Below are 25479 nucleotides of genomic sequence, written 5' to 3'. Positions count from 1 at the left end.
TGTTGCCGGTGCATGCCAACACTGTCAACAAGGTATTTTCGATCGGCGGCAGGGCCTGCGCCGATCAACCGCGAAAACCATCCTTCCATTGGCGAAGAGTGGCAAAAATACCAATCGGGTCACGGCTGCTGGCTCCACGCGCTTCGGCGGCGCTGATTACGGCTGGAACCGTGGTTCGCAGGAAGGGATTGGTAGCGCGTTCCAGGGCGATACTGGACGGCAAAGTCGGCTGGCCCGCCGTGCGTTTGGCGGTTTCTCGCGCCACGCGTTGTGCCAGTTCCGGGCTGTCTGGCTCAACCACGCTAGCAAAACGCAAATTAGCCAGCGTGTATTCGTGGGTGCAGCACACCAGCGTGTCCGCGGGCAGCGCAGCTAACTGGGCCAGCGACTGGAACATTTGCGCTGGCGTGCCCTCGAACAGCCGACCGCAGCCGGCGGCAAACAGCGTGTCGCCACAAAACACCGCGCCCGCTCCCACATAGCCGATATGATCCAGCGTGTGGCCGGGCAGGGCGATAATCCGGAAGCCCTGATCCAGCAGACGAATGGCATCTCCCGCTGTGACAGGATTGGTCACTAAGTCGATACTGCCCGGGCCGTACACCGGACACGGCGCGGCGGTTGCCAGTTGGGCCAGCCCGCCGGTATGGTCCGCATGGTGATGCGTGACCAAGACCGCGGCCAGATGCAGATGATGGGCCGCCAGGTAATCAAGCAAAGGCTGGGCAGTACCGGGGTCGACGGCGACAGCAGCGCTGCCATCGTCTAAAAGCCAGATATAATTGTCATTAAAAATGGGAATCGGGGTGATCTTGAACATGGACATGCCCGTCGATGTGGAAAACACGTTTGATTATTTTGCCGCCTGGCTGCAAAGCCCGCTAGGCAGCTACGTGCTGGCCGAAGAAGCCAGCTGGTTTGATCGTACAACCACAGATATCTTTGGCTACAAGGCCATTCAGCTGGAATTGCCGCAGGTTGATTGTTTGCGCAGCAACCGCATGCCGTGGCGAGCCATTGCAGGTCAGTCTGCCGGATCGCGCGTGCGCTGTCTGCCAGAACAGCTACCGTTCGAGAGCCAGTCGCTGGATTTGCTGGCGCTGCCGCACGTGCTGGATTTCTGCAAAGACCCGCATCAGGTACTGCGCGAGGCGGAACGGGTGCTGGTGCCGGAGGGGCGTTTGCTGATTACCGGTTTCAATCCGTGGAGCCTGTGGGGTATGCGCCGTTTGCGCAATCGGCAGCAAGAGGTGCCGTGGCGTGGCCAGTTCATCGCGTTGCCGCGCTTGAAAGACTGGTTGTCGCTGCTGAATCTGGAATCCATGCGCGGCGAATATCTATGTTACAGCCTGCCGGTGCAGCAAGAAAAATGGCTGCACAGGTCGCGCTTTCTGGAAAACGCCGGAGATCGCTGGTGGCCGGCGGCAGGTGGCGTGTATTGCCTGGACGTAGTTAAACGTGTGCGCGGCATGCGGGTGATTGGCCCGAAATGGCGGCGCGTGCCCACGCCGGCAGGTGCTCCGGCTACAGCGATCGACAAAATGCACTATCAGGCACAAAAGGATCGCTGTAAGCCCTGAACGAATGAGGACATCAGGAGGATTTATCTTCCCGATCACACGTCCGCGCAGTTTCAGTCAGATCTTTCAGGATTTTTTGCGCATCGTCGCGGTTTTTGACCGGGATATGCAGATCGTGCCCGCTGCCCAGATTGCCGCCACCAAACACGACGTGCACATCGTTATCGGTGACGTCGACATATTGCACCACGGTGAGATTTAACCAGCGATCCGGTTTGCCCTGCACATCCTTGCCCCACGGGGCATGCCACAAGCAAAATGGCGCGGCTGCAACACTGGCCGAGGTGAGGGCCGCAAACAAGGACGCAACCAGGAAAGTAGAACGCATTGTGTTCTCCATAAGGATTTGAATGGCCATTGTAGAGATGTATACCGACGGTGCCTGCAAGGGCAACCCGGGACCGGGCGGTTGGGGCGCTTTGTTGCGTTATGGCACCAAAGAAAAAGAATTGTTTGGCGGCGAAGCCCATACCACCAATAACCGCATGGAATTACTGGGCGTGATCAAGGGGTTGTCGATCCTGGTGCGGCCATGCGAGGTGCTGGTGTACACGGATTCGCAATATGTCAAAAACGGCATTGAGACCTGGATTCATGGCTGGAAACGCAATGGCTGGAAAACCGCCGACAAGAAACCGGTCAAGAATGCCGATCTGTGGCAACAACTGGACACCGAAGTGCAACGCCATCAAGTCACCTGGAAATGGGTGAAGGGCCACTCCGGCCACGAATTCAACGAACGTGCAGATCAACTGGCCAATCGCGGTGTCGATCTTGTACTGGGTCGTGCGTAGGCGGCTGCAGGCCGCGTCATAAAGCAATCATTCTCTCCGGATTGAATCCGGACCAGACAGAAGCCATATAGCCATCATGCGCCAAATTATTCTTGATACTGAAACAACCGGTCTGCGCGTTGACGACGGCAACCGCATTCTGGAAATCGCCGCGCTGGAAATGATCGATCGCAAGATCGTTACCGAGCACACGCTGCATTTGTATATCAACCCTGAACGTGACAGCGAAGAGGGCGCACTGAACGTCCACGGGCTGACCACCGAGTTTTTGGCGGACAAACCCAAATTTGCGGCAATCACTGATGACTTTCTCGCCTTCGTCACCGGCGCCGAGTTGATTATCCATAACGCGCCGTTTGATGTGGGCTTTTTGAACGCCGAGCTTGGCCGTTTGGGTAAAGGCAAGATCGGTGATTACGTGGCGGGCGTGATCGACACGCTGGCCATGGCTAAAGACCAGTTTCCGGGCAAGCGCAATAGCCTGGATGCACTGTGTGACCGCTTTGAAGTGGATCGCTCCGCGCGGGTGCTGCACGGCGCACTGATCGACTGCGAGTTGCTGGCGGAAGTCTACCTGGCGCTTACGCGCGGCCAGGACAGTTTGCTGATCGACTTCCAGGTAGATGACAGTCCGGCCGGTACCGCCAGCCTGGCGCTGGCGCGGGCATCGCGTGCGCCCTTGCGCGTGCAACAGCCCAGCGAAGCGGAACTGGCCGCACACAATGCTTATCTGGATGATCTGGATAAGGCCATTAAAGGCCAGTGTCTGTGGCGGGCCATCGAGTCGCCGGTTACGCCCGAGGCCGGGCAATGACCTGCATCGCGCTGGTGCCTGCTGCTGGCAGCGGTAGCCGCATGGGCGCTGCCAGTCCCAAGCAATATCTGGATTTATGCGGTCAAGCCGTGGTTCGGCACACCGTCGCCGCGCTGCACGCGGTGCCGGAGATCGATATCGTTGCGGTGGTATTGTCGGCAGATGATGAGCACTGGGATCAACTGGATTGGCAGGGTTTTGCGCGCCTATTGCCGCTGCGCTGTGGTGGCGATAGCCGCGCTGAGTCCGTGCGCAATGGCCTTGAAGCTTTACGTGCCGCTGGTCATGCAGCGGACGTTTGGGTGCTGGTGCATGATGCCGCCCGCCCGTGTATCTCGCCCGCGCTGGTTTCCAGCATGATCGCCGAACTGCGCGATGACCCGGTCGGTGGCATTCTGGCCGTGCCGGTGGCCGACACGCTCAAGGCCGCCACTGCCGATCAGCGCATCGCCCAGACCCGCTCGCGCGATGGTTTGTGGCAAGCGCAAACGCCGCAGATGTTCCGCTTGCAGGCTTTGCACGACGCGCTGGTGAGCGGTGCTGGTCCGGATATCACCGACGAAGCCAGCGCCATCGAAAAAACCGGGAAAGCGCCGCGACTGGTGGTTGGTAGCCCGTGGAATCTCAAAGTGACCTATCCGCAAGATCTGCACTTGGCAGCATTGATCCTGCGTGACGCACGCGAACAAATAAACAAGGAGCCAACGCATGGCTGAAACATTGGTAATTGAAGCTGGCAGCAAGGCCGAACGTTACGCCTCGCTGGAACGCCAACTGGTCGCTTTGCTGGATGGTGAGCACGACGAAATCGCCCGCATGGCCAACACGGCCGCGGCGTTGCAACAGACCTTTGGCTGGTTGTGGATTGGTTTTTACCGCGTAGTGGGCGAGCAACTGGTGCTTGGACCGTTTCAAGGCCCCATCGCTTGCACCCGCATTGCCTTTGGCAAAGGCGTGTGTGGCGGTGCCTGGGCGCGCAATGAAACGCTGGTGGTGCCAGATGTGGATGCATTTCCTGGTCATATCGCCTGCTCGTCGCTATCGCGCTCTGAAGTTGTTGTGCCGCTGCATGATGCCGCAGGCAAAGTGACTGGCGTACTGGATGTGGACAGCACTGAACTGGCGACTTTTGACCAGGAAGACGGCTACTGGCTGGAGCGGCTAATGGCTGTGATGACTGCTGCAAAGATCGAGGCAACCGTATGAGAATCGGTCAGGGTTGGGATGTGCACCGGCTGGTGGAAGGTCGCAAACTGATTCTGGGCGGGGTGGATATCCCGTTCGAACTGGGCTTGCTCGGCCACTCTGATGCTGACGCGCTGCTGCATGCCATTACCGATGCCATTCTCGGTGCTGCCGGGCTAGGAGATATTGGCCGGCATTTCCCGGATACCGCTGACGAATTCAAAGGTGCGGATAGCCGTGTTTTGCTGCGCGAAGCCGTGCGGCGAGTGGCCGAAGCCGGTTGGCAGGTCAGCAATGTCGACGCCAGCATTTTGATCCAGCGTCCAAAGATGGCGCCGCATATTCCAGCCATGGTTGCCAATATTGCCGCTGACCTGGGCGTGGCGGTCACGCAAGTGAATGTAAAAGCCAAGACTTACGAAAAACTCGGCCCTGTCGGTGCGTCTGAAGCCGTCGAAGCTCAAGCTGTCTGTTTGTTGTTGCCGCGCTAAAGGCGTGGCTCCGCTCGTTAAGCGTCAAATAAATCACCAGGCGGTGCGCAATGCGTGAAGTGACTTTGCTGGATGGCGGCATGGGCCGCGAACTGAATCGCATTGGCGCGCCGTTTCGCCAGCCAGAGTGGTCGGCGCTGGCGCTGATTGAGGCGCCGCATTTCGTGCGCGCCGTGCATGATCATTTCATCGCCGCTGGCGCGCAGGTGATCACCACCAACAGTTACGCCGTGGTGCCGTTTCATGTCGGAGAGGCGGTGTTTGCGGTGGAAGGGCGTGAGTTGGCGACGCTGGCCGGGCAACTGGCGCGTGATGCCGCCAACGATGCTACTCATCCTGTGCGCGTAGCCGGATCGTTGCCGCCGACTTGTGGCTCTTACCGGGCTGACTTGTTCGACCGGCAGCAGGCCGACCGGATTCTGGCCTGCCTGATCGGGGGCTTGTCGCCCTTTGTTGATTTCTGGCTGGCTGAAACGCAAAGCACCACTGCTGAAATCCTCGCCGTGCGGGCTGCGCTCAATGCCGCTGGCGAACAAAAGCCGCTGTGGGTGTCCTATACCCTGGCCGATGAAAACCCTGGCGCAGGTATTTCGCGGATTCGTTCTGGTGAAACCGTTGAACAAGCAGTCACGGTGGCGGTGGAACAAGGTGCCGCAGCTGTCTTGTTCAACTGCAGCCAGCCTGAAGTGATGAGCGCCGCAGTGCGGGCCGCGCAAACCACGCTGGCGCAACTGGGCGTGCCATTACCGATTGGCGTGTATGCCAATGCCTTTCCACCGCAATCAACCGATGCCGAAGCCAATGATGGCCTGGATGAGTTACGCCCGGATCTGGACCCGAAAGGCTACGCACGCTGGGCACAGCAATGGCTGGACGAGGGCGTGGGCATTGTTGGCGGTTGCTGCGGCATCGGGCCGGACCATATCGCCTGCGTGCATCGTTTGATCGACCAGACTCACTCCGACCATTGATGCGCTGGCGGCAGGCTGTCTGGCAACGACTTGCCAGTGTCGTCAAGCAGCGGCGTATCGTTGAGCGTCAACATCTGCCATTGGCCATCTTGCCATTGCAGATAACCGCCCATTCCGGCGTACCAATCCGGTAGCACCCAGCGCGTACCAGCCGCTTCCTGGTGACGGGCGGGGCGGTGAGTGTGGCCGTGGATCAGCGTATCCACTTGTGCCCTGCGCAGTGCGTTCTCGATCGCCGCAGCGTTGACATCCATGATTGAGCGCATCTTGTTGCGATTCATCGCCGAAGATTGCTGGCGCAGTTGTCCGGCTTTGCGATTGCGCCAGCCAAACGGCAAGGCCAGCCAGATCATGCGGACCAATGGATTGCGGATAATGCGCCGGAACCGCATATACGCGACGTCATCGGTGCAATAAGCGTCGCCATGCGCCAGCAGTACGCGTTGCCGGTTGGCCAGCGTAATCACCGAGGGATCAGTAAGAATTTGCAGTTTGGCGGCTTGGGCAAAGCGCGTGCCGCATACAAAGTCCCGGTTGCCAGGCATGAAAAACACCGCAACGCCTTGCTCGGCCAGCGTTGCGATGCTCGCGGCGACCTCGGCGTAAAACGGATCATCCAGCTGGTCGTCGCCGATCCACATCTCGAACAGATCACCCAGGATATATAACTGGCTGGCATGCCGCGCCTGCTGCGTCAGAAAGCGCTGGAATGCCTGCGCCGTTGCCGGGTCGGCGGGCGAGAGATGAAGATCAGAGATGAACAGGGTCTTGGACAGGGTCATGGGGCAAGAGCATACAAAAAGCGCGGCATGAAAGCCGCGCTTTTTTTACTAACCGGCCAGCTGGGCCGATGGCAGGATCAGGCCAGTACTTCGGCGCTATTGATCAGTACGTCGTCACGCGGCACGTCCTGGTGGAAACCCTTGTTGCCGGTTTTCACCCCTTTCAGCTGGTCAACCACATCTTTGCCTTCAACAACCTTGCCGAACACGGCATAGCCCCAGCCTTGCGGAGTAGGCGATTTGTAGTTGAGGAAGTCGTTGTCGCTGACATTGATAAAGAACTGCGCAGAGGCCGAATGCGGTTCTGGTGTGCGTGCCATGGCCACGGTGTAGGCATCGTTCTTCAAGCCGTTGCCGGCTTCGTTCTCGATATTTTCGCGGGTCGGTTTTTGTTTCAGGCCGGGCTCAAAGCCGCCGCCTTGAATCATGAAGCCATCAATCACGCGGTGAAACACGGTGCCGTTGTAATGACCGTCTTGTACGTACTGTACAAAATTGGCTACCGTTTTCGGTGCCTTGACTTCGTCCAGTTCCAGCACGATATCGCCCAGAGTGGTAGAGAGCTTGACTTTAGTCGCCATGATGGGGTCCTTTGAGGTTCTGCTAACTGATTGATGGGTTGGATTATTTACCGGCAGCGGCGCCTTCAACGCGCACGCTTTTGATCAGTACCGGAGTAGCCGGGAAGTCGCCAGGCAAAACGGGCACGGCGGAAATGGCATCGACCACATCCATGCCTTTGACTACACGCCCGAACACCGTATAGCCATAATTGTCGCGGCCAGGGTAGTTCAGGAAGTCATTGTTTTTCAGATTGAAATAAAACTGGCTGGTTGCCGAATCAGGATCATTGGTACGGGCCATGGCCAGTGTGCCGCGATCATTTTTCAGCCCGGCTTTGAATGCGTGTTCTGCCTCGTTTTTGACCGGTGCATTGGTCGGGCGTTCACTCATTTTTGGATCGTAACCACCGCCTTGCACCACAAAATCTTTCACTACCCGATGAAAGATAGTGCCATCGTAGTGTTTCTCTTTCACATATCGCAGGAAGTTGGCGACAGACGCCGGGGCTGCATCGGGATACAGCTCGACGGTGATCTGGCCTTTGGCGGTATCAAGCACCACTTGCGGATTTGCAGCTGCGGCAACGCTGGCGATCAGCGTCAGGCCCAGTGCCAGCAAGAACTTTTTCATGCATCGTGACTCGGTTAGGGACAAGAGCGGCAATGATATCACGGGCCGCTATGCCGCCATTGCGCTAGAATGGCACGCAATTAATTGCCGCAAAACCAAGAGTCCCCGCCATGTTGCCGCTGCCCAAACTGCCTGCTTTGCCTTCGGTTGATCGCCTGATCAATGAGTTTGACGTGATGCTGCGTACGCTGGCGGCACCGGCAATCAGTGAACGTGCTCATCCGGATGCCCACATCGACGAAGCCGAAATGAGCGAAGCCGACAAAACACACGCGGCCGGTTTGATGCGGGTGAATCATAGTGGCGAAGTCTGCGCGCAAGCCTTGTATCAAGGGCAAGGATTGACGGCACGTGACCCCAAGGCGCGGGAAGCGCTCAAGCAAGCCGCGCATGAAGAAGTCGAACATCTGGCGTGGACTGAGCGTCGCTTGCAGGAACTAGGCAGCCGTCCAAGTCTGCTAAACCCGTTCTGGTATGCCGGAAGTCTGGCCATGGGTGTCGCAGCGGGCGTGATTGGCGACAAGTGGAATCTGGGCTTTTTGGCCGAGACCGAACGGCAGGTCGGCGCGCATCTGCAATCGCATCTGCATACTTTGCCGCAGCAAGATGCCAAAAGCCGCGCCGTGGTCGAGCAAATGCATACCGATGAACTGGGTCATGCGGAACAAGCCGTGCAACTGGGCGCGGCACCACTGCCTGCACCGGTGGCCGGTTTGATGGCAACAACATCCAAGGTAATGACATCTCTGTCGTACCGCTTGTAAATCGGCCAAACGAGCTAGTTCGGCACTAATTCACAGCCTAAATTTGATATCAATCAAAGGTCGGCTTATTCACATGGCATAACCGGAAATTGTTCACAGCAGCCGGGTAAAGTGGCCGCGTATAACTGCATGTCATACCAATCTGACCTTGCAGGCGCCCCAATGTCGCAAATACGCACCCCAGCCGAAATAGTTGAATACATGTCGCACCACGGTGCGGAGAAGGCAACCACTCCCACGTGGCGCCTTGGATTGATGGCCGTGCTCGGCGGCATGTTTATTGGCCTGGGTACGTTGCTGGCAATGGAAGTAGCCGGAGGTTCGACTGGGCTGGCAGCCAGCAACCCGGGGCTGGTCAAGCTTCTGTTTGGTGCAGTGTTCCCGTTGGGCTTTATTGCGGTGACACTGACCGGCGCTGATTTGTTCACTTCCAATTGTGCCGGCGGTTTTGTGTCCTGGTGGCGACGCGAGATCGACTGGCGTTTGCTGAGCCGTTTCTGGGCAATCTCATTTGCGGGTAATGCAGTTGGCGCAATTGCCGCTGCCTGGGTGTTCGGCCTGGAAACCCATTTGCTGACCACAGACGCCGCAACTCAATACTTGATTACCATTGCTAACGGCAAAGTGTCGCATCCGTTCTGGATGACCTTCACCAAGGGTATGTTGGCCAACTTGCTGGTGTGTGTCGCTTCGATGCAGGGTTATTCGGCCAAAGACACATTGGGTCGCATGTTGGGCATCTGGTTCCCGGTGATGGCCTTTGTCACCCTGGGTATGGAGCACAGTATCGCCAACCTGTTTATTATTCCTGCAGCGATGATGGCCGGCGCCGATATCAGCGTCAGCCAGTTTGTCTTTGCCAATCTGATCCCGGCAACATTGGGTAATCTGGTGGGCGGCGCCCTGCTGATTGGCCTGCCGTACGCCTTGATCTATCTGCCGCGGCGGAAGGCTGCGGTAACTGCAGCCAAAGCCGAAATGCCGAATGCGGCATGTGTGCCCGACCTGGTGCCCTGAATGGCAGGCAGGTTGATTTCAGCCTGAACTGCACGGAGCAACAATGAAAACCATCGGCGTAATTGGTGGGATGAGCTGGGAATCTTCGGCGGAGTACTACCGGTTGTTAAACCGCTACGCCAAGGAAAAGCTGGGTGGACATCACAACGCACCCAGCCTGATGCTGACGCTGGACTTCGCTGCCATTGAGGCGAGCCAGCGTGCCGGAGACTGGGAAGGCTTGGGCGAGCAATTGGCCGCTGCGGCGGCGCAATTGCAGCGCGGTGGTGCTGAACTGGTGATTCTTGCCACCAACACCATGCACCGGGTTTACGAACCGATTGTGCAAGCCATTAACGTACCCTTTATCCATATTGCCGATCCCACCGGGCGGGCATTGCGAGTGGCGGGAGTCGAGCGCGTTGGCTTGCTGGGAACTCGCTACACCACGGAGCACGCCTTTTACGCTGGGCGACTGCGTGAAAAGTATGGGCTGCAGACGGTGATTCCCGACGAGCTTGATCGCCAGCAGGTGCATCGCATTATTTATGATGAGTTGTGTCATGGCGTGATCAACCCGGATTCGCAGCGCATTTACCAGAACGTGATTGGCGATCTGGCTGCGCGTGGCGCTCAGGCGGTGATTCTGGGGTGTACTGAAATCACACTGTTGATCGGGCAGCAAGACTCGGTTTTGCCGGTTTTCGATACCACGGCATTGCATGCACAGGCGGCAGTGGATTTTGCGATTGGCACGGAAGATGCGACAGCCTGAATGCGGCTGCCGGTAGTGAAGCTATTTATAACGTATAAAAAAATGGAAAAAGCCACGACTTGATCGTGGCTTTTCTTTTGGCTATTGCCGACCTGCGCCGGACGGCGATCAACACGTGGGGGTCAGTCAGCTTCACGAATCTCAAAGTCGTGCGTGATATCCGCTGTTTTGCCCAGCATGATCGACGCCGAGCAATATTTTTCTGCAGACAGCTTGATCGCCCGTTCCACCACTTCCGGCTTGAGTGCTTTGCCAGTCACCACAAAGTGAAAGTGAATCCGAGTAAAGACTTTCGGATCTTCATCCGCGCGGTCGGCATCCACTTCAACTATGCAATCGCGCACATCGGCGCGACTCTTCTTCAGAATATGGATAACGTCATACGTGGTGCAGCCAACGGTGCCCATTAATACCAATTCCATGGGGCGCGGACCCAGGTTGCGACCGCCGCCTTCCGGGGCGCCGTCCATCAGAACGGCATGACCGGAGCCGGATTCGGCCAGGAAGCTGACCGCTTCAACCCATTTCAAACGTGCTTTCATCGCAGATTCCAAGGTAGGTAGGTTCGGGCTGGATTGTAGCGCGCCCAAGCCTGCGCTTGCCAGCAAGGGCGCCGCCTGGCGTATTGCCGCACTGCAACAAAAATGCTTGAAATGCCGTATTTGTTTGTCATATACTGCAATTGCAACGTCGGGGCCTGCCTTGATGTTGTCTCCTCCATCCTCCTTCTTTGGTGGAATTCTGCGCAATCCACTCCCTGGATTGCGTTTTTTTTACTGCTACCCGATATAATTCTTGTCCGCTAACCCGAATAGGTTTGACAGCGCCTTGAATACGGGGCTAAAATCCGCGACTTTCTCCAAATCGAAATTGTGGACACGAGCAGTTATGAAAACTTATTCTGCCAAGCCGCACGAGGTAAAGCGCGAGTGGTACGTCGTTGACGCCACTGACAAAGTGCTGGGTCGTCTCGCGGCTGAAATCGCCAAGCGTTTGCGTGGCAAGCACAAAGCCGAATACACCCCGCACGTTGATACGGGCGACTACATCGTAGTGGTTAACGCAGATAAGCTGCGCGTTACCGGTGACAAGGCCACCTCTAAAATCTACTATCGCCATTCCGGCTTTCCGGGCGGTATCTACGAACGTACCTTCACCGAACTGCAAAACAAGTTCCCGGGCCGTGTGCTCGAGACCGCAGTGAAGGGCATGCTGCCTAAGGGTCCCCTTGGCTACGCTATGCTCAAAAAGATGAAGGTGTATGCAGGTACTGAACATCCGCATACCGCGCAATTGCCGAAAGTTCTGGATATCTAAGGATCGACCATGGTAGGTAAATACTATTACGGTACCGGCCGCCGCAAGAGCGCAGTTGCTCGTGTGTTCCTGGCTAAGGGTACTGGCAACATCGTGGTCAACGGCAAGCCGCTGGACCAATACTTCGCTCGCGAAACTGGCCGCATGGTTGTTCGTCAGCCGTTGCAAATCACTGAAAACCTGGAAGCATTCGACATCCTGGTTAACGTGGTTGGTGGTGGTGAGACTGGCCAGGCCGGTGCACTGCGTCACGGTATCACCCGTGCCCTGATCGACTTCAATGCTGACCTCAAGCCAGCTCTGAAGGCAGCCGGTCTGGTGACTCGTGATGCTCGTGAAGTCGAACGTAAGAAAGTCGGCTTCCGCAAAGCACGTCGTCGCAAGCAGTTCTCCAAGCGTTAATCCGCTTCGAGCGCTCTGCGTTCAAGAAAAACCGCCTTCGTGGCGGTTTTTTTCATTTCTGGTGCGGTTTGCGTCACTCGCGAGTCCACGCGCTCTGTGTTATTGCCCTGAACACGGATACGGACGAGCGGCCCGATCAGGCGGATTTGCGTCCGGCTGGTCGTCCGATATGACAGTAAGGTAAGCGATTTAGTCTGCTAGAATCGCTGGTCTGACTTTTTAGCTGAAGGAGAAGCAACATGATCAAGGTTGGTATTGTTGGCGGCACCGGGTACACCGGAGTGGAGTTGCTGCGCCTGCTTTCCCGTCATGGTGGCATCGAGCTTAAAGCAGTCACTTCCCGCAAAGAAGCCGGTATGCCGGTCGCTGATATGTTCCCCAGCCTGCGTGGCTCGGTGGATATCGCCTTCTCTTCGCCGGAAGAGTCCGATTTGAAACAGTGCGACGTGGTGTTCTTTGCCACGCCGCACGGTGTAGCCATGGCGCAAGCCCGCGAACTGGTCGATGCCGGCGTAAAGGTGATCGACCTGGCGGCAGATTTTCGTCTGAAAGACGCGGCCGAGTTCCAGAAATGGTACGCCATGGAACACAGCTGTACTGATCTGCTGGCCGAAGCCGTCTACGGCTTGCCAGAGGTTAACCGTGAAGCCATCAAACAAGCCCGCATCATTGGCATGGCCGGTTGTTATCCGACATCGGTGCAACTGGGTTACATGCCTTTGCTCAAAGGCGGCAAAAAACTGATCGACACCCAGACCCTGATCGCCGATTGCAAATCCGGTGTTTCCGGTGCTGGCCGCAAGGCTGAAGTCGGTACACTGCTGGCCGAAGCGGGCGACAATTTCAAAGCCTATGGCGTGAAGGGTCATCGCCATCAGCCGGAAATGATCCAGGGCCTGACTGCCATTCATGGTGCGCCGGTCAATCTGACCTTTGTGCCGCATCTGGTGCCGATGATCCGTGGCATTCATTCCACGCTTTATGCCCGCATCCTGCCTGAAGCGCGCGATACCGATTTCCAGAAACTGTTTGAAGAGTGTTTTGCCGACGAGCCGTTTGTGGACGTGCTGCCCGCAGGCGCAACGCCGGAAACACGTTCGGTGCGCGGCTCCAATATCGCGCGTATCGCGGTCCATCGTCCGGGCAATGGTGATTTGCTGGTGATTCTGGTGGTGGAAGACAATCTGGTTAAAGGCGCATCCGGCCAGGCGGTGCAAGTCATGAACCTGATGTTCGGCTTGCCCGAGCGTCAGGGTCTGGACATCGTTCCGTTGTTGCCATAAGTGGCGACCATGCGACGGCTTTACCGTCTGCAAAGGGCGCGGCTTACTGCCGCGCCATTGTCCGTGCGCCCGGCGCTGGGTTTGCCGGGTCGGCTACTGCAACTGACCGCGCTGATTGGCGCGCTGGTGCTGGCAGTCGTGGCTGGAGTCTGGTGGGGCTATCACTCGGGTCAGGAGCAAGAGCGCGTGCGCTTGGGTAATGCGGCCAAAGCGGTGGTGGCCAATGCCAGTGCGCTGGCCCAAGCCAACGCGCAGCTGGCCGAGAAAGGGCAGCAACTGCAGATTGCGGAAGCCGCACGCGCCGCATTGGCCAGCGATCTGGCCAACGCACAACAGGATCTGGCGAGCAGTCATGAGCGGCTGGCCTTTTTTGAAACATTGTTGACCGCAAATGATCGGACGCACACAGTCAGTTTTGCCTCCTGCGAGTTTGAAGCCGGGGGCAACAACCTATGGCACTACCGGTTGACTGTCGTGCAAGGTGTTGATCGAGCGCCTGAGTTTGATGGCGTACTCAATATCGTGGTGCTCAACAAACCAGGTAACAAAACCGTTCGTATCGAATTTCCAGAGCAAGCGGTGCGGGTGAAGCACTACCAGCGCCTTGAAGGGGATGTGACGTTACCAGCAGGGGCCAAGCCAGAGGCGTTTGTGGCCACGCTGGGAGTCAAGGATGCCAAGACCACATTGGCGCAATGTCAGAAAAAACCGGGAGCAACGTGATGTTCAAGAACAAAAAAGGTAGTCAGCGGATTGATAGCCTGATTGGCCAGGGTAGTTCCGTGAGTGGCGACGTCGCGTTTGCCGGTGGCATGCGCATTGATGGTACTGTTCGCGGCAGTGTGGTGGCGGCCGATGAAAAAAATGGCACGCTCGTCGTCTCGGAAAAAGCAAAGGTTGAAGGTAGCGTCCGGTGCAGCCATCTTGTACTGAATGGCGAAGTGGTAGGGCCGATTGAGGTCTCGCAATTTGTTGAATTGCAACCCAAAGCCCGCGTGATTGGCGATCTCACCTACAAAACCCTGGAAATGCATCCGGGCGCGGTGATTGAAGGCCGGTTGATTCCAATGGCTGGCGCTCGCGTGGTTACGCCAGAGCCAGGCAAGGAAAAGAGCAAAGCCTTTGCTGAAGTGTGAGCGTGGCATCGTATTGACGGTGATGCGCTGCGGCAAGATGGATTGACCGTACGGCGTGCCGGGCGGATAATCCCACTATATTAGTCAACTATTTGCAGGAGCATCCCATGAATGCGGTAGCCGAAATGCCAAGCCCGTTCATTTTTACCGATTCCGCAGCTGGCAAAGTGCGCGAGCTGATCGAGGAAGAAGGTAATCCCGGTCTGAAGCTGCGCGTATTTGTGACCGGTGGCGGTTGTTCGGGCTTCCAGTACGGGTTCACCTTTGACGAAATCGTCAATGAAGATGACACCGCAGTGGAAAAAAGTGGCGTGACTCTGCTGGTTGATCCAATGAGCTACCAATATCTGGTTGGTGCCGAGATTGATTACGTGGAAAGCCTTGAGGGCTCGCAGTTCACTATCAAGAATCCGAACGCGACGTCGACTTGCGGTTGCGGTTCTTCGTTCTCTGCCTGAACATCAAGCACGCTGCACACTGCAGCCTGATCAAAAAAGGAAGTCTTCGGACTTCCTTTTTTTTTGCTTTGTCGCGCCATAATGGGGTTTTGCCGGTAACAGGAAAACATCATGTTTGAAGCCGCAGAGCTCGGGCACAAAATCAGCAAAGCCGTTTACAAAGAAGAAGAGCCCAAGTTGCGCGAGGCTTTGCTGGACTTGCAGTATCAGTTGCATGAGCGGGCAGACCGCTCGGTGGTGATTTTGCTGAGTGGCGTGCCGACTGCGGGCAAGGGCGAAATGGCCAATCAGTTGATGGAGTGGATGGACCCGCGTCATATCTCCACTCACGACTTTGGTGCGCACACGGATGAAGAAGCTGCTCGTCCGGAAATGTATCGCTTTTGGCGGACTTTGCCGCCCAAAGGCCAGATCGCCATTCTGTTTGGTGGCTGGTATACCGGACCGATCTGGGCGGGAGAGCACCAAAAAGATCAGGCCTTGCTCGAGCGCGAAGCGGAGCGGCTGGTACGGTTTGAAAGGATGCTGGCTGGCGAGGGCACCTTGTTGCTCAAGTTCTGGCTGCATCTGCCGCATGCAGGGCTCAAAGCGCGGATGCAAACGCTTGCCGGTAATCCACGCACCGCGTGGCGAGTTAACGATGAAGACCACGCTTACCTGAAGCACTACCAGCAAAACGTGGATATGGCCCGCAAGCTGTTGATGGCGACCAATCTGGCCGATGCCCCATGGCGCGTTGTCGAGGGCTCCAATGACAACTTCCGTGCGCTGTCGGTGGGACGCCAATTGCAGGAGGCGCTGGAGCATCATCTGGCCCGCGGCAATGCAGGCGAAAGCCGGATCGATGCGCCGCCTTTGCTGCCACCGGTGGATGGTGTGCGTTTGCTCGACACACTCGAACTCAATCACGAACTCGACAAACCCGCTTATCTTGAACAACTGGAAGTATTGCAAGGCCGCTTGAACCGTCTGTGCCGCGAGCCCGGGTTTCGCAAGCTGGCGGTCGCCGTGGCATTCGAGGGCATGGATGCGGCCGGCAAAGGCGGCAGCATTCGCCGTATCACCGAGGCACTGGATGTACGGCAGTACCGGGTGACGCCCATTGCAGCACCTACCGACGAAGAAAAGGCGCAGCCGTATTTATGGCGCTTCTGGCGCCATGTGCCGGCTCATGGTCGCTTCAGTATCTTTGACCGTACCTGGTACGGCCGGGTGCTGGTTGAGCGCATTGAAGGTTTTGCCAGCCAGGCCGAATGGATGCGCGCATACAACGAAATCAACGACTTTGAAATGCAACTGGATGCGGCCAATGTCATTGTGGTGAAATTCTGGCTGGCGATTGATCCGGATGAGCAGCTAAAGCGCTTTCAGGAGCGCGAGCGGGTTGAGTACAAGCGCTTCAAAATCACCGATGACGATTGGCGCAATCGCGAGAAGTGGAGCCAGTACATCGAGGCTGCCAGCGATATGGTCGAGCGCACCAGCACCCCATTTGCACCGTGGCACCTGATCGGTGCCAATAACAAGTATCATGCGCGAATTGCCGTGTTGCAGACGCTGTGCGACGCCATCGAAGCCCGGTTACGCAAGCGCCCGTCTGACAAAACGGCCGGTTCGCGCAAGAAAAAATAATCGTGAGGCCGCCCGGGATGGGTGATCTCTCCTGTATGACTGTTTATCCGCCATGTCCGTTGGAGAAATGCGTATGAAGCCAATTCTTGATGCTGCCGTGCTTGATCAACTGTTTGTTGAAGCGCGTACCCATAGCCACTGGAAAGACACCCCGGTGACCGATGAAACGCTCAAGCGCTTGTATGAGCTGTTGCGTTACGCACCCACGTCGGCCAACTCTTCCCCAGCGCGCTTTGTATTTGTGAAGTCGCAGGAAGCCAAAGCAAAGCTCAAGCCCACACTGGCACCCGGTAACGTGGATAAAACCATGGCTGCGCCCGTGACCGTGATCGTGGCGCACGACATGGAATTCTACGAAAAACTGCCAAAGCTGTTCCCGCAAGCCGATGCCCGCAGCTGGTTTGTTGGCAACGACGCCATGATTCAAGGCGGGGCTTTTCGCAATGGCAGTCTGCAAGGCGGCTACCTGATCACCGCAGCCCGTGCGTTGGGTCTGGATTGCGGCCCGATGTCCGGTTTTGACAATGCCGCAGTCGATGCCGCTTTCCTGGCTGGCACAACCTGGAAATCCAACTTCCTGATCAATCTGGGTTATGGCGACGATACTTACCTGCACCCGCGCAATCCACGTCTGGATTTCGACGAAGCTTGCCGTATCGACTGATATGCCCGGTTGCTGGTTAAATTGATCAATACCGTTTTACAGAAAAATGATAATGCCAGCGCCGATCCCCAGCCGGGATCAGGCGCAGGCCGGTGGATGCAACGCATCCACCTTGGGGAGACACAAGCACGATGAGCGACTGGAGTGTCTGGAGAGCGCTGGAAGAGTGGCGCAGCCGCAAGCATGAACTGGACCCATTGTTTGCCACTGCCGGCGTTGCGCCGGAACTGGAATCCATGGTCACGCGCGTGTTGGTGGATCTCCGGCGCGCGCCGCCCACAGCCCCGTTGAGCAGCGGCAACAAGCTGCATGACGAAGAAGAGTTCAAGCGGTTCTTTGATGCCTTTGAGCGGCATTACGACGACAGCTTGTTCAAGGCTGAATCCTTGCTGCGCCACCCATGGGTGCCCGAGGCCGAACCGATAGCGCAAGCCGTGCGCGCCGAAGTGAGTAAAATCCGGCAGCTACTGGCTAAACAGCCTGGCAAACAACCCGACTTCAGTCAGCTGGAAACGTTGTTGCAGCACTACATCAAGCTCAATCACCCGGCGGCCACCGTCAGCGAGCAAACGCTGGAATCGCGGCGCCGTACCCTGACTGACATCGCAGGTTTTCCGTTGCTGGTACAGCACGTGCAAGGGCAGCCGTTCAACGACGCGGTACCACCGCTGGCTTCGGCGGCCTTCCAGCAAGAATTCAACGACCGTATCCAGTCTTATCTGCAAACACCGTGGCTGCATTGCCGGCTGGTTTCTCAATGGTTCATTACCGTAGCCATCGACATGGCTCTGGCGCGCAAGAAAAAGGATGCGGTTGACGATGCATATATCCGCGAATCCTTGTCTTTTCGCTGGCCGGCGCCGTCGGTGTGGTTCTCCGATTTTGAGCAGGGCGACCAGATCTGGTATCTGTTTCTTATCATCATCGCCATTGCGGCCTTGTTTCTGGAATGGTGGTGGGTGGCGTTTGGGCTGATTCTCTGGCTCAACCTGTCATTGGGCGCTTTTCGACGCGAACGCAAGCAAATTGAAGCCCGCCGCGCGCAAATCATCGCGCGTATCCAGACCATGAAAAAAGTCCGCGACCGCTTTGCCGCTGGCCATACCACGCTAGAGAAACTCGAAACCCAACTGCAACAGCTGGATGAGCGTGGCGAATTCTTCGATGAGTCGATTCTCTCGGTATTGCATCTGCACCAACACCTTGCCTGAGCATTCAGGCGCAAGGGCAGGGTGGCGCTGGCAGTTTGTCCATGATTCAGCGGCGCGCTGGCCGGGTGCGGTACAATCGCTTCTTTCCTGCAGTTAGCGCCCATGTCCGCCCGTCCAGCTCCCCTCGAAATCCTGCATCATGTCTTTGGTTACCGCGAATTTCGCGGCATGCAGGCTGATATCGTCCAGCAAGTTGTGGGCGGCGGTGATGCGCTGGTCCTCATGCCCACCGGCGGCGGCAAATCTTTGTGTTATCAGATTCCGGCGCTAGCGCTGCCTGGCTGCGCGATTGTGGTGTCACCGCTGATCGCGCTGATGCAGGATCAAGTCGACGCCCTCAAGGAACTGGGTGTTGCGGCAGCGTTTCTGAACTCCACCTTGAGTCAGGACGAATCACGCGAAGTCGCGCAAGCCTTTGCCAATGGCGACCTCAAATTGTTGTATGCCGCGCCAGAGCGGCTGGTGACGCCGTCGTTCATGGCCTTGCTGCAACGTGCGCAAATCTCATTGTTTGCCATTGATGAAGCGCATTGCGTGTCGCAATGGGGCCATGACTTCCGCCCGGAATATCTGGGTTTGTCGGTGCTGGCAGAGCAATTTCCTGGTGTGCCGCGCATCGCCCTGACGGCCACGGCAGACCACGCCACCCGTGAAGAAATCGTCAACCGACTGGCGTTGCAGAACGCGCGCCAGTTCGTCACCAGTTTTGACCGCCCGAACATCACCTACACCATTGTTGAAAAGAAAAATGCTCGTGATCAGTTGCTTACCATGCTGCGGCGCGAGCATGAAGGTGACGCGGGCATTGTTTATTGCCTGTCACGCAAGCGCGTAGAAGAAACTGCGACGTGGCTGCGTGAGCGCGAAATCAAGGCGCTCCCGTACCATGCTGGTCTGGATGCCTCTACCCGCGCCAAGCACCAGCAGCTGTTTTTGCGGGAAGAAGGCATTGTGATGGTGGCGACGATTGCCTTTGGCATGGGCATCGACAAGCCTGATGTGCGCTTTGTGGCGCATCTGGATTTGCCTAAATCCATCGAAAACTACTATCAGGAAACCGGTCGTGCTGGCCGTGACGGTTTGCCCGCAACCGCATGGATGGCCTATGGCTTGAACGAAGTGGTGATGCTGGCCGAAATGATCGAGCAGGGGAACAGCGGCGACGCGCAGAAGCAGGTGGAACGGCGCAAGCTCGATGCCATGCTCGGGTTGTGCGAAGCCACCGGCTGTCGTCGTCAGGCTTTGTTGAGCTATTTTGGCGAACGCACTGAACCCTGTGGTAACTGCGATAACTGCTTGAATCCGCCACAACTCAATGACATGAGCGAAGCTGCGCGCAAGGCGTTGTCCTGTGTATTCCGGACTGGCAACCGTTTTGGCGTTGGCCATCTGGTCGATGTGCTGCGCGGCAAGACCAACGACAAAGTCAAAAGCTGGTCACACGACAGCATCAGCACCTTCGGTATTGGCAAAGATGTCGATGAGCCCACTTGGCGTGCCATTTACCGCCAGCTACTGGCCGCTGGCGCCTTGCAGGTGAGCGGGGACGGGCACGGTGGTCTGGCCTTGGGCGACGCAGCCAGACCCATTTTACGGGGCGAGACGCCCTTGTATTTGCGCGCCCGCACCGAGAAATTTCGCGTGCGTGATCGTGATGTCGAGTTTACCGAGCCTGAAGACAAGCATTTGTGGGCCGCATTGCGGCGGCGGCGCAAAGAACTGGCCGACGAACAGAATGTGCCAGCCTACGTGATCTTTGGTGACGCCACGCTCAAAGAGATGGTACGGCTGCGCCCGGCCGATCGCTACGAACTGGCGCGGATATCCGGCGTGGGTGACCGCAAGCTGGAAAAATACGGCACGGACTTCCTCGACGTGATCGCGGGATTTGCCTGATTAGCCTGGCGCTGCAGGCTAAACAGTCTCTTGTGTGTCCGAGTCAACGCCAGTAATCAGGTCGAGCCGTCTAGGCCGGATCACGCAGCAATTCAAGCGCAGTAACCCGGCTAAGCCGACGTCGCTCCCATGCGGTGACCACGCTGGCCAGCAGCACGCCGCTGATCAAGCTTGCCAGTGGCAGCCAGAAATTGAAGGTGACTGGCAGGTTCAACACCTGCTGGCCCAACAACCAGCCCGCAGCACTGGCTCCCACCCCCGCTACCAATCCCGCAACCGCGCCAATCGCCAGACCCTCCCAGCGCTGAATTGCCGCAATATGCTGTCGCTGCGCACCGAGCGCCCGCAAAATGGCCACCTCGCGTTGGCGTTCAGGCGCGGTGGTTTCCAGCGCGGCTATCAATACGACCACTGCGGCCACCAGGCAGAACATGAACACCATGCTCAAGGCGCTGGTTGCCAGCCCTAGCACCCGCCGCACTTCCGCCAGCACTTCGCCCACATCAATGATCGTCACGTTCGGGAAGGCATTGACCAACTGCCGTATGAGCGTGGCGTTATTGGCCGGTAGATAGAAGCTGGTGATCAGGCTGGCGGGCAGGTTGCGGAACAGCGCCCGCGTGCCGGTGACAAAGAAATTAACCTTGAACGAATCCCAATCCACCTTGCGCAGGTTGATCACCTTGGCCGTGATGGGGGTGCCGGCCACATCGAAGGTCAGCTGATCGCCAAGCTTGATCTTGAGCGTTTCTGCCAGCCCGGCCTCAACTGAAAAACCGGGTTCGGATTCACGCAGAGGGACGCCACTCACCAGTCGGTTATCTTCACGCAGCGTGTCGCCCCAGGATAAATTGAATTCGCGCTCGGCCAGTTGGCGGGCCCGATCTTCCGACATTTGGGTTGGCTGCACCGGATGGCCGTTCTGGGTAGTCCAGCGCCCGCGTATCATCGGTTGCAGATGCACATCGGCAATTCCGCCCGCATTCAGAGCATGCATAAACTGCATCGACTGGTTGGGCTGGATGTTGATGGCGAATTGATTGGGCGCTTGCTCCGGAATCCGGCTTTGCCAACTGCTCAACAAATCGTTTTCAACCACGGTGAGCAACCAGACTCCCAACAGCCCCATCGCCAGTGCAGCCATTTGCGCCATAGACAACCAGCGGCGCCGTAGCAGCTGGCGCAGGGCGATTCGCGCCGCAAAGCCACGGCTAAAGCGCCCCAACAGCGCCAGGCAACCCCAACCCAGAATCGCCGCAGCGATCAACGCCGCTGCCATTGCACCCAGCACGATCAGCGTGAGTTTGAGATTGCCGCCGAGCCAGAACAGCAGGGCGATGGCGCAGATGCCCGCCAGCAGCCAGCTTGCCCACAATGCGGGTGGCGCAGTGCTGTCGTGCCGCAGCACGCGCAATGGTGGTGTACGGGCCAGTTGCAACAGCGCCGGGCCAGCAGTCCCGAGCAACAAAATGCCGCCCAGTAACGAGGCGATAAGCCAGTGCCACCAATCACCAGGCGGCAATGGCGCGGGCAAGTGGTCACGTACCAACCAGCCCAGCCCGGCTTGCGAGCCCCAGCCCAGAGCGCCACCTACCAGTACCGCCGCTAGCCAAAGGATGATCAGTTCTGTCCAAAGCATCAGTGCAATTCGGCGTCGCGATGCACCTAGCGCCACAAACAGCGCTACCGCATCGGTCTGGCGTAGTGCATGGCGGCGGGCTGCCAGCAACACGGCAGCGGCGGCCAGTGCGGCGGCGAGTAAGGTCACCAGACGCAAGAAGTCTTCTGCGCGTTCGAGTGTCACTTTGACTTCAGGCCGGGTATTGCGTACGTCTTCCAGCCGCTCGCCGCGCTGCAGATGCTCGCGGGTATTGGTCTTCCAGAGCGCAACGTCGGCATCTGCCCCGGCCACCAGCAGGCGATAGCGCACCCGGCTGCCAAAGCCGATCAGGCCGGTTGCTGGCAGGTCCGCAGCGTTCATGATCAAGCGCGGTTGCAGACTGGAGAAATCCAGTGCTGCGTCGGGTTCTTTATCCAGTAAAGCGGCAACCTGCAAGGTGCTGCGACCCACCTGGAATTCCGAACCTGGTCGCAAACCCAACAATGCCGCCAGTCTCGGATCGATCCAGGCCTGGCCGCTGGCCGGTATACCCACTGCCGGTTTGATGGATTTGCCATCCAGCAAGGTCACAGTCCCGCGCAAGGGATACCCAGCGCTGACCGCCTTGATCGCGGCCAGATGGGTTTTGCCATTAAAGCTGACCATGCTGGGGAACGCCGCGCTGTTGGCGGTGCGCAACCGTGCCTGATGCGCGCTTTGTTCGTGCTCGGCAGAAATCGGGTGATCGGTAGAGAGAATTGCATCGGCCGCCAGCAAATTATTGGCTTGGGCGTTCAGCAAGCCGCCGATGCGCCCGGTGAGTAGTCCCACGGCAGTGAGCGCCGCAATGGTGACAATCAACGCCGCCAGCAAAGTGCGATAGTCGCCCGCTGCCAGACCACGCCAGAAGCGCCGCAAGGTCAGCCGGATCATGCGTTAACCCAGTCGATCATGCGGCCCGCTTCCAGCCGCAAACGGGAGCCACAACGGGCGGCCAGGGTTTCGTCGTGAGTGACTAGCACCAGCGTGGTATTGGTTTCGCGATTCAGTTCAAACAACAACTCGGCCACGTGTTCGCCGGTGTGGCTATCCAGGCTGCCCGTGGGTTCGTCAGCAAACAGGATATCCGGACCCGTGACAAAGGCCCGTGCCAGCGCGACCCGTTGTTGCTCGCCACCAGACAAGGTACGTGGCGTGTGAGCCAGCCGCTTGCCCAAGCCGACGCGATCCAGCCAGCTCTGGGCAGTCTGGCGCATTTCGTCGGTGCTGGTTTTTTTACCAAGCAGCTCCAGCGGCAGCATGACGTTTTCCAGTGCAGATAATTCGGGTAACAGCTGGAAGGACTGGAATACAAATCCTGCATGTTGACCCCGCATGCGGGCACGGCCATCCTCATCCAGTTGGGTTAATGACTGGCCAGCCAGCAGCACTTCGCCGTGACTGGGGGTGTCCAGTCCAGCCAGTAAAGACAGTAATGTCGATTTACCGGAACCAGACGCTCCGACGATGGCCAGACTGGCACCCGCCGTGAGCGTGAACGAGATCTCGTGCAGAATGTCGATGGTTTCATCACCGGCAGTAACCCGTTTACCCAGTTTGGTCACAGTCAGCATGTCAGGAGAAAGTCCGTTGCGTATATCGTTCATTGTTGCTGCTTTGATCCTGTTCTTGAGTCAGGCGGTTTACGCCGTGGCACCGGCGCCAGTCATTCTGGTATTTGGCGATAGTCTATCAGCGGGCTATGGCCTTGCGGCAGACCAGGCGTGGCCCAGCTTGCTGCAGCGCGATCTGGCCGGTACCAGCAAACAATATCGCGTCGTCAATGCCAGTGTGTCCGGTGAAACCACAGCGGGCGGATTGACGCGTTTTCCAGCGGCGCTCAAAGCGCATCAGCCCAAACTGGTGGTGCTGGAGCTGGGCGCCAACGATGGCTTGCGTGGTTTGCCGCTGGATGTTGCGCAGCACAACCTTGCCCGGATGATTGAGCTGGCGCAAGCCTCTGGCGCGAAAGTGCATCTGGTGGGCATGCAACTGCCACCCAACTTTGGCCCGGATTACACCCAACAGTTCGCCAATATGTATTCAACGCTGGCAAAAAAATATCGGACCGGTCTGACTCCGTTCTTGCTGGCTCCGGTGGTGATGCATCCGGAGATGTTCCAGGCTGATCAACTGCACCCCACTGCTGCTGGACAACCACTATTGGCCAAACAGATACAGAAGGACCTGGCGCCGCTGTTGTAGTCGTGAACTCGCAGGGCGCAGACAAACAAAAAGGCGCGAATCTTCGCGCCTTTTTGTTTGTTCCAGAGGCCAGCCCCGCGCTTAGTTAGCGCGATCCGCCGGGCCTTGTGGCTGGAATTCCACCAGCTTCACGACCTGTTCCACACCAGAGACCAAGCTAGCGGCCTGTGCGGACTGATTGGCCACATCAGGTTTGGCGATGCCCATCAGGTAAACCACTTTGCGCTCGGTCACTACCATCAAGTGGAAACCACTGGTATCGCCGCCCTGACCGATGATCGACGCTTTAACGCGCGTGGTCAGTTGGGTGTCATTCAGGCGGTCTGTGGTCGAAGAAAGCGGGGCAACCACCGTCTCGTTGTAAACGTGACGCACGCCAGTCTGGCTTTGCGCAATCTGTTGTACACGGGCGCGGGCGGCTTCATCCGGGACTTCGCCAGTCAACAGGATATTGCTGTTGAACGTGTTCACGTTAACGTGCGCCTGATCTTTCCAGGTATCAATAATGGTGGCGCTGATTTTGCCCCCGAGATCCAGATCGCCCTTCATGGTTTCGGCCGGACGCGGATCAGTGCCGACCAGGACGCCCACGGCAGCCCCGCCCACAAACACCAATGGCACACATCCTTGCAGGCCCAGCAATACGGCTGCGCCGATAACGGCCAGATGCTTTTTGTTGATCAATCTGGTCATGTTTTATTCGCCCCCTAACAACAAGTAATCGATAGCGTCACACACCGCATGAATGATGGTGACATGCATTTCTTTGATTCGCGCCGTGCGTTCGACCGGCACGCACAGCAAGGTGTCATCACCGGAGAGGATGTCGGCTACTTGCCCGCCGTCCCGTCCTGTCAGCGCGATCACGCTCATTTGCCGATCATGTGCTGCGTGTATGGCAGAGATGACGTTGGCGGAGTTCCCCGAAGCCGAAATCGCCAGCAGTACGTCGCCTGCCCGGCCCACAGCATGCACCTGGCGGGAAAATACCATGTCAAAGTCATAGGCGTTAGCGATGGCGGTCATTGCGGAGGTATCGGTAGACAACGCAATGGCGCTTAAGCCAGGACGTTCGCGCTCAAAGCGGCCGACCATTTCCGAGGCAAAATGTTGGGCATCGGCCGCCGAACCACCGTTACCACAGGTCAGAATCTTGCCATCGGCGATGAGCGTCTGCATCAAGCGCTCGGCTGCTTGCGCAATCTGCGGCGACAGGATTTCCCGCGTTAGCTCAGCGGCAGTAATGTTGTCGTCGAAGTGCTGGCGCACGCGTTGCATCAAATCCATTCA

The 25479-nt window shown here is 57.7% G+C and carries 31 protein-coding genes; 21 read left to right on the top strand and 10 right to left on the bottom strand.

Going from position 1 to position 25479, the window contains the following annotated elements; all coding sequences use genetic code 11:
• Nucleotides 1-64: 64 nt before the first annotated feature.
• A complete protein-coding gene (gene gloB / locus P4L78_RS07205; RefSeq protein ID WP_309327410.1) occupies nt 65-820 on the bottom strand; it encodes a hydroxyacylglutathione hydrolase in 756 nt (251 codons plus the stop codon).
• Between gloB and P4L78_RS07200 the strand changes: the two genes are divergently transcribed.
• Nucleotides 819-1580 carry a methyltransferase domain-containing protein gene (locus P4L78_RS07200; protein WP_283150622.1) on the top strand — a complete coding sequence of 254 codons (762 nt, stop codon included), beginning with the start codon at nt 819-821 and terminating at the stop codon, nt 1578-1580. The genes gloB and P4L78_RS07200 overlap by 2 nt on opposite strands.
• A 13-nt stretch (nt 1581-1593) precedes the next feature.
• Here P4L78_RS07200 and P4L78_RS07195 read toward each other — a convergent pair whose 3' ends face one another.
• Nucleotides 1594-1908, bottom strand: coding sequence for a hypothetical protein (locus P4L78_RS07195; protein ID WP_283150621.1), 315 nt, complete (start codon nt 1906-1908; stop codon nt 1594-1596).
• Between the two features lie 22 nt (nt 1909-1930).
• Between P4L78_RS07195 and rnhA the strand changes: the two genes are divergently transcribed.
• From rnhA to P4L78_RS07165, 6 genes are all read left to right on the top strand, one after another.
• On the top strand, nt 1931-2374 hold the full coding sequence (gene rnhA / locus P4L78_RS07190) for a ribonuclease HI (protein ID WP_283150620.1): 444 nt from the start codon (nt 1931-1933) through the stop codon (nt 2372-2374).
• A 76-nt stretch (nt 2375-2450) separates the two neighbouring features.
• Nucleotides 2451-3188 (top strand): DNA polymerase III subunit epsilon, encoded by a 738-nt coding sequence (gene dnaQ, locus P4L78_RS07185; protein ID WP_283150619.1) that lies wholly within the window; start codon nt 2451-2453, stop codon nt 3186-3188.
• Nucleotides 3185-3904 carry a 2-C-methyl-D-erythritol 4-phosphate cytidylyltransferase gene (ispD, locus tag P4L78_RS07180; RefSeq protein WP_283150618.1) on the top strand — a complete coding sequence of 240 codons (720 nt, stop codon included), beginning with the start codon at nt 3185-3187 and terminating at the stop codon, nt 3902-3904. The genes dnaQ and ispD overlap by 4 nt, the downstream gene beginning before the upstream one ends.
• Nucleotides 3897-4394 (top strand): GAF domain-containing protein, encoded by a 498-nt coding sequence (locus P4L78_RS07175; protein ID WP_309327409.1) that lies wholly within the window; start codon nt 3897-3899, stop codon nt 4392-4394. The genes ispD and P4L78_RS07175 overlap by 8 nt, the downstream gene beginning before the upstream one ends.
• Nucleotides 4391-4864 (top strand): 2-C-methyl-D-erythritol 2,4-cyclodiphosphate synthase, encoded by a 474-nt coding sequence (ispF, locus tag P4L78_RS07170; protein WP_283150616.1) that lies wholly within the window; start codon nt 4391-4393, stop codon nt 4862-4864. Before P4L78_RS07175 ends, ispF begins: the two co-directional genes overlap by 4 nt.
• Before the next feature lie 50 nt (nt 4865-4914).
• Nucleotides 4915-5835 (top strand): homocysteine S-methyltransferase family protein, encoded by a 921-nt coding sequence (locus P4L78_RS07165; protein ID WP_309327408.1) that lies wholly within the window; start codon nt 4915-4917, stop codon nt 5833-5835.
• Here the strand turns inward: P4L78_RS07165 and P4L78_RS07160 are convergent.
• The 3 genes from P4L78_RS07160 to P4L78_RS07150 form a co-directional block, all read right to left on the bottom strand.
• On the bottom strand, nt 5820-6617 hold the full coding sequence (locus P4L78_RS07160) for a UDP-2,3-diacylglucosamine diphosphatase (protein WP_309327407.1): 798 nt from the start codon (nt 6615-6617) through the stop codon (nt 5820-5822). The two genes, P4L78_RS07165 and P4L78_RS07160, sit on opposite strands and share 16 nt — an antisense overlap.
• Nucleotides 6618-6694: 77 nt before the next feature.
• On the bottom strand, nt 6695-7198 hold the full coding sequence (locus P4L78_RS07155; protein ID WP_283150613.1) for a peptidylprolyl isomerase: 504 nt from the start codon (nt 7196-7198) through the stop codon (nt 6695-6697).
• Nucleotides 7199-7241: 43 nt separating this feature from the next.
• Complete coding sequence (locus P4L78_RS07150) at nt 7242-7811, bottom strand: peptidylprolyl isomerase (protein WP_309327406.1); 570 nt, start codon at nt 7809-7811, stop codon at nt 7242-7244.
• A 110-nt stretch (nt 7812-7921) separates the two neighbouring features.
• Here P4L78_RS07150 and coq7 point away from each other — a divergent pair, with 110 nt between their 5' ends.
• The 3 genes from coq7 (at nt 7922) to P4L78_RS07135 (ending at nt 10346) form a co-directional block, all read left to right on the top strand.
• The gene (coq7, locus tag P4L78_RS07145) at nt 7922-8575 is read left to right on the top strand and encodes a 2-polyprenyl-3-methyl-6-methoxy-1,4-benzoquinone monooxygenase (protein ID WP_309327405.1); all 654 of its coding nucleotides are present in this window, start codon (nt 7922-7924) and stop codon (nt 8573-8575) included.
• A gap of 162 nt (nt 8576-8737) precedes the next feature.
• Complete coding sequence (locus tag P4L78_RS07140) at nt 8738-9592, top strand: formate/nitrite transporter family protein (protein WP_309327404.1); 855 nt, start codon at nt 8738-8740, stop codon at nt 9590-9592.
• 43 nt (nt 9593-9635) lie between these two features.
• Entirely contained in the window at nt 9636-10346 is a 711-nt protein-coding gene (locus tag P4L78_RS07135; protein ID WP_309327403.1) for an aspartate/glutamate racemase family protein, read from the top strand.
• Nucleotides 10347-10468: 122 nt separating this feature from the next.
• Here the strand turns inward: P4L78_RS07135 and P4L78_RS07130 are convergent, their stop codons facing one another.
• Nucleotides 10469-10888 carry an OsmC family protein gene (locus P4L78_RS07130; protein ID WP_309327485.1) on the bottom strand — a complete coding sequence of 140 codons (420 nt, stop codon included), beginning with the start codon at nt 10886-10888 and terminating at the stop codon, nt 10469-10471.
• A 346-nt stretch (nt 10889-11234) separates the two neighbouring features.
• Between P4L78_RS07130 and rplM the strand changes: the two genes are divergently transcribed.
• The 10 genes from rplM (at nt 11235) to recQ (ending at nt 20345) form a co-directional block, all read left to right on the top strand.
• Nucleotides 11235-11663 carry a 50S ribosomal protein L13 gene (rplM, locus tag P4L78_RS07125; RefSeq protein ID WP_283150607.1) on the top strand — a complete coding sequence of 143 codons (429 nt, stop codon included), beginning with the start codon at nt 11235-11237 and terminating at the stop codon, nt 11661-11663.
• Between the two features lie 9 nt (nt 11664-11672).
• Entirely contained in the window at nt 11673-12065 is a 393-nt protein-coding gene (gene rpsI / locus P4L78_RS07120) for a 30S ribosomal protein S9 (RefSeq protein WP_309327402.1), read from the top strand.
• A 239-nt stretch (nt 12066-12304) separates the two neighbouring features.
• The gene (gene argC, locus P4L78_RS07115) at nt 12305-13348 is read left to right on the top strand and encodes an N-acetyl-gamma-glutamyl-phosphate reductase (RefSeq protein WP_283150605.1); all 1044 of its coding nucleotides are present in this window, start codon (nt 12305-12307) and stop codon (nt 13346-13348) included.
• A gap of 9 nt (nt 13349-13357) precedes the next feature.
• The gene (locus P4L78_RS07110) at nt 13358-14071 is read left to right on the top strand and encodes a DUF6776 family protein (protein ID WP_309327401.1); all 714 of its coding nucleotides are present in this window, start codon (nt 13358-13360) and stop codon (nt 14069-14071) included.
• The gene (locus P4L78_RS07105) at nt 14071-14484 is read left to right on the top strand and encodes a polymer-forming cytoskeletal protein (protein ID WP_283150603.1); all 414 of its coding nucleotides are present in this window, start codon (nt 14071-14073) and stop codon (nt 14482-14484) included. Before P4L78_RS07110 ends, P4L78_RS07105 begins: the two co-directional genes overlap by 1 nt.
• A gap of 107 nt (nt 14485-14591) precedes the next feature.
• Entirely contained in the window at nt 14592-14942 is a 351-nt protein-coding gene (gene erpA, locus P4L78_RS07100) for an iron-sulfur cluster insertion protein ErpA (RefSeq protein ID WP_283150602.1), read from the top strand.
• A 111-nt stretch (nt 14943-15053) separates the two neighbouring features.
• Nucleotides 15054-16574, top strand: coding sequence for a polyphosphate:AMP phosphotransferase (gene pap, locus P4L78_RS07095; protein ID WP_309327400.1), 1521 nt, complete (start codon nt 15054-15056; stop codon nt 16572-16574).
• A gap of 73 nt (nt 16575-16647) precedes the next feature.
• On the top strand, nt 16648-17238 hold the full coding sequence (locus P4L78_RS07090) for a malonic semialdehyde reductase (protein ID WP_309327399.1): 591 nt from the start codon (nt 16648-16650) through the stop codon (nt 17236-17238).
• Nucleotides 17239-17369: 131 nt separating this feature from the next.
• Nucleotides 17370-18449, top strand: a complete 1080-nt coding sequence (locus P4L78_RS07085) for a hypothetical protein (protein WP_283150599.1) — start codon at nt 17370-17372, stop codon at nt 18447-18449.
• A gap of 102 nt (nt 18450-18551) precedes the next feature.
• Complete coding sequence (gene recQ / locus P4L78_RS07080) at nt 18552-20345, top strand: DNA helicase RecQ (protein WP_283150598.1); 1794 nt, start codon at nt 18552-18554, stop codon at nt 20343-20345.
• A gap of 70 nt (nt 20346-20415) precedes the next feature.
• On the opposite strand, the gene P4L78_RS07075 is transcribed toward recQ, so the two are convergent.
• Entirely contained in the window at nt 20416-22878 is a 2463-nt protein-coding gene (locus tag P4L78_RS07075; RefSeq protein WP_309327398.1) for an FtsX-like permease family protein, read from the bottom strand.
• The gene (locus P4L78_RS07070; RefSeq protein ID WP_283150596.1) at nt 22875-23591 is read right to left on the bottom strand and encodes an ABC transporter ATP-binding protein; all 717 of its coding nucleotides are present in this window, start codon (nt 23589-23591) and stop codon (nt 22875-22877) included. Before P4L78_RS07070 ends, P4L78_RS07075 begins: the two co-directional genes overlap by 4 nt.
• Here P4L78_RS07070 and P4L78_RS07065 point away from each other — a divergent pair.
• Nucleotides 23575-24189, top strand: a complete 615-nt coding sequence (locus P4L78_RS07065; protein WP_283150595.1) for an arylesterase — start codon at nt 23575-23577, stop codon at nt 24187-24189. The two genes, P4L78_RS07070 and P4L78_RS07065, sit on opposite strands and share 17 nt — an antisense overlap.
• A gap of 81 nt (nt 24190-24270) precedes the next feature.
• Here P4L78_RS07065 and P4L78_RS07060 read toward each other — a convergent pair whose 3' ends face one another.
• Nucleotides 24271-24882: a BON domain-containing protein gene (locus tag P4L78_RS07060; protein WP_283150594.1), complete on the bottom strand. Its 612-nt coding sequence runs from the start codon at nt 24880-24882 to the stop codon at nt 24271-24273.
• Nucleotides 24883-24885: 3 nt separating this feature from the next.
• Nucleotides 24886-25476 (bottom strand): phosphoheptose isomerase, encoded by a 591-nt coding sequence (locus P4L78_RS07055; RefSeq protein ID WP_283150593.1) that lies wholly within the window; start codon nt 25474-25476, stop codon nt 24886-24888.
• Nucleotides 25477-25479: the final 3 nt, after the last annotated feature.

Source organism: Silvimonas sp., assembly GCF_031291215.1.
Classification (GTDB): domain Bacteria; phylum Pseudomonadota; class Gammaproteobacteria; order Burkholderiales; family Chitinibacteraceae; genus Silvimonas; species Silvimonas soli.
Note: the sequence above shows the minus strand (reverse complement) of the source record. Positions and strands in the feature narration are given on the sequence as shown.

Bases quoted from the DNA above. Each gene is read 5' to 3' on its own strand.
- P4L78_RS07200 (WP_283150622.1), top strand. From the start codon at position 819: ATGGACATGCCCGTCGATGTGGAAAACACGTTTGATTATTTTGCCGCC.
- gloB (WP_309327410.1), bottom strand. From the start codon at position 820: ATGTTCAAGATCACCCCGATTCCCATTTTTAATGACAATTATATCTGG.
- P4L78_RS07195 (WP_283150621.1), bottom strand. From the start codon at position 1,908: ATGCGTTCTACTTTCCTGGTTGCGTCCTTGTTTGCGGCCCTCACCTCG.
- rnhA (WP_283150620.1), top strand. From the start codon at position 1,931: ATGGCCATTGTAGAGATGTATACCGACGGTGCCTGCAAGGGCAACCCG.
- dnaQ (WP_283150619.1), top strand. From the start codon at position 2,451: ATGCGCCAAATTATTCTTGATACTGAAACAACCGGTCTGCGCGTTGAC.
- ispD (WP_283150618.1), top strand. From the start codon at position 3,185: ATGACCTGCATCGCGCTGGTGCCTGCTGCTGGCAGCGGTAGCCGCATG.
- P4L78_RS07175 (WP_309327409.1), top strand. From the start codon at position 3,897: ATGGCTGAAACATTGGTAATTGAAGCTGGCAGCAAGGCCGAACGTTAC.
- ispF (WP_283150616.1), top strand. From the start codon at position 4,391: ATGAGAATCGGTCAGGGTTGGGATGTGCACCGGCTGGTGGAAGGTCGC.
- P4L78_RS07165 (WP_309327408.1), top strand. From the start codon at position 4,915: ATGCGTGAAGTGACTTTGCTGGATGGCGGCATGGGCCGCGAACTGAAT.
- P4L78_RS07160 (WP_309327407.1), bottom strand. From the start codon at position 6,617: ATGACCCTGTCCAAGACCCTGTTCATCTCTGATCTTCATCTCTCGCCC.
- P4L78_RS07155 (WP_283150613.1), bottom strand. From the start codon at position 7,198: ATGGCGACTAAAGTCAAGCTCTCTACCACTCTGGGCGATATCGTGCTG.
- P4L78_RS07150 (WP_309327406.1), bottom strand. From the start codon at position 7,811: ATGAAAAAGTTCTTGCTGGCACTGGGCCTGACGCTGATCGCCAGCGTT.
- coq7 (WP_309327405.1), top strand. From the start codon at position 7,922: ATGTTGCCGCTGCCCAAACTGCCTGCTTTGCCTTCGGTTGATCGCCTG.
- P4L78_RS07140 (WP_309327404.1), top strand. From the start codon at position 8,738: ATGTCGCAAATACGCACCCCAGCCGAAATAGTTGAATACATGTCGCAC.
- P4L78_RS07135 (WP_309327403.1), top strand. From the start codon at position 9,636: ATGAAAACCATCGGCGTAATTGGTGGGATGAGCTGGGAATCTTCGGCG.
- P4L78_RS07130 (WP_309327485.1), bottom strand. From the start codon at position 10,888: ATGAAAGCACGTTTGAAATGGGTTGAAGCGGTCAGCTTCCTGGCCGAA.
- rplM (WP_283150607.1), top strand. From the start codon at position 11,235: ATGAAAACTTATTCTGCCAAGCCGCACGAGGTAAAGCGCGAGTGGTAC.
- rpsI (WP_309327402.1), top strand. From the start codon at position 11,673: ATGGTAGGTAAATACTATTACGGTACCGGCCGCCGCAAGAGCGCAGTT.
- argC (WP_283150605.1), top strand. From the start codon at position 12,305: ATGATCAAGGTTGGTATTGTTGGCGGCACCGGGTACACCGGAGTGGAG.
- P4L78_RS07110 (WP_309327401.1), top strand. From the start codon at position 13,358: ATGCGACGGCTTTACCGTCTGCAAAGGGCGCGGCTTACTGCCGCGCCA.
- P4L78_RS07105 (WP_283150603.1), top strand. From the start codon at position 14,071: ATGTTCAAGAACAAAAAAGGTAGTCAGCGGATTGATAGCCTGATTGGC.
- erpA (WP_283150602.1), top strand. From the start codon at position 14,592: ATGAATGCGGTAGCCGAAATGCCAAGCCCGTTCATTTTTACCGATTCC.
- pap (WP_309327400.1), top strand. From the start codon at position 15,054: ATGTTTGAAGCCGCAGAGCTCGGGCACAAAATCAGCAAAGCCGTTTAC.
- P4L78_RS07090 (WP_309327399.1), top strand. From the start codon at position 16,648: ATGAAGCCAATTCTTGATGCTGCCGTGCTTGATCAACTGTTTGTTGAA.
- P4L78_RS07085 (WP_283150599.1), top strand. From the start codon at position 17,370: ATGAGCGACTGGAGTGTCTGGAGAGCGCTGGAAGAGTGGCGCAGCCGC.
- recQ (WP_283150598.1), top strand. From the start codon at position 18,552: ATGTCCGCCCGTCCAGCTCCCCTCGAAATCCTGCATCATGTCTTTGGT.
- P4L78_RS07075 (WP_309327398.1), bottom strand. From the start codon at position 22,878: ATGATCCGGCTGACCTTGCGGCGCTTCTGGCGTGGTCTGGCAGCGGGC.
- P4L78_RS07070 (WP_283150596.1), bottom strand. From the start codon at position 23,591: ATGAACGATATACGCAACGGACTTTCTCCTGACATGCTGACTGTGACC.
- P4L78_RS07060 (WP_283150594.1), bottom strand. From the start codon at position 24,882: ATGACCAGATTGATCAACAAAAAGCATCTGGCCGTTATCGGCGCAGCC.
- P4L78_RS07055 (WP_283150593.1), bottom strand. From the start codon at position 25,476: ATGGATTTGATGCAACGCGTGCGCCAGCACTTCGACGACAACATTACT.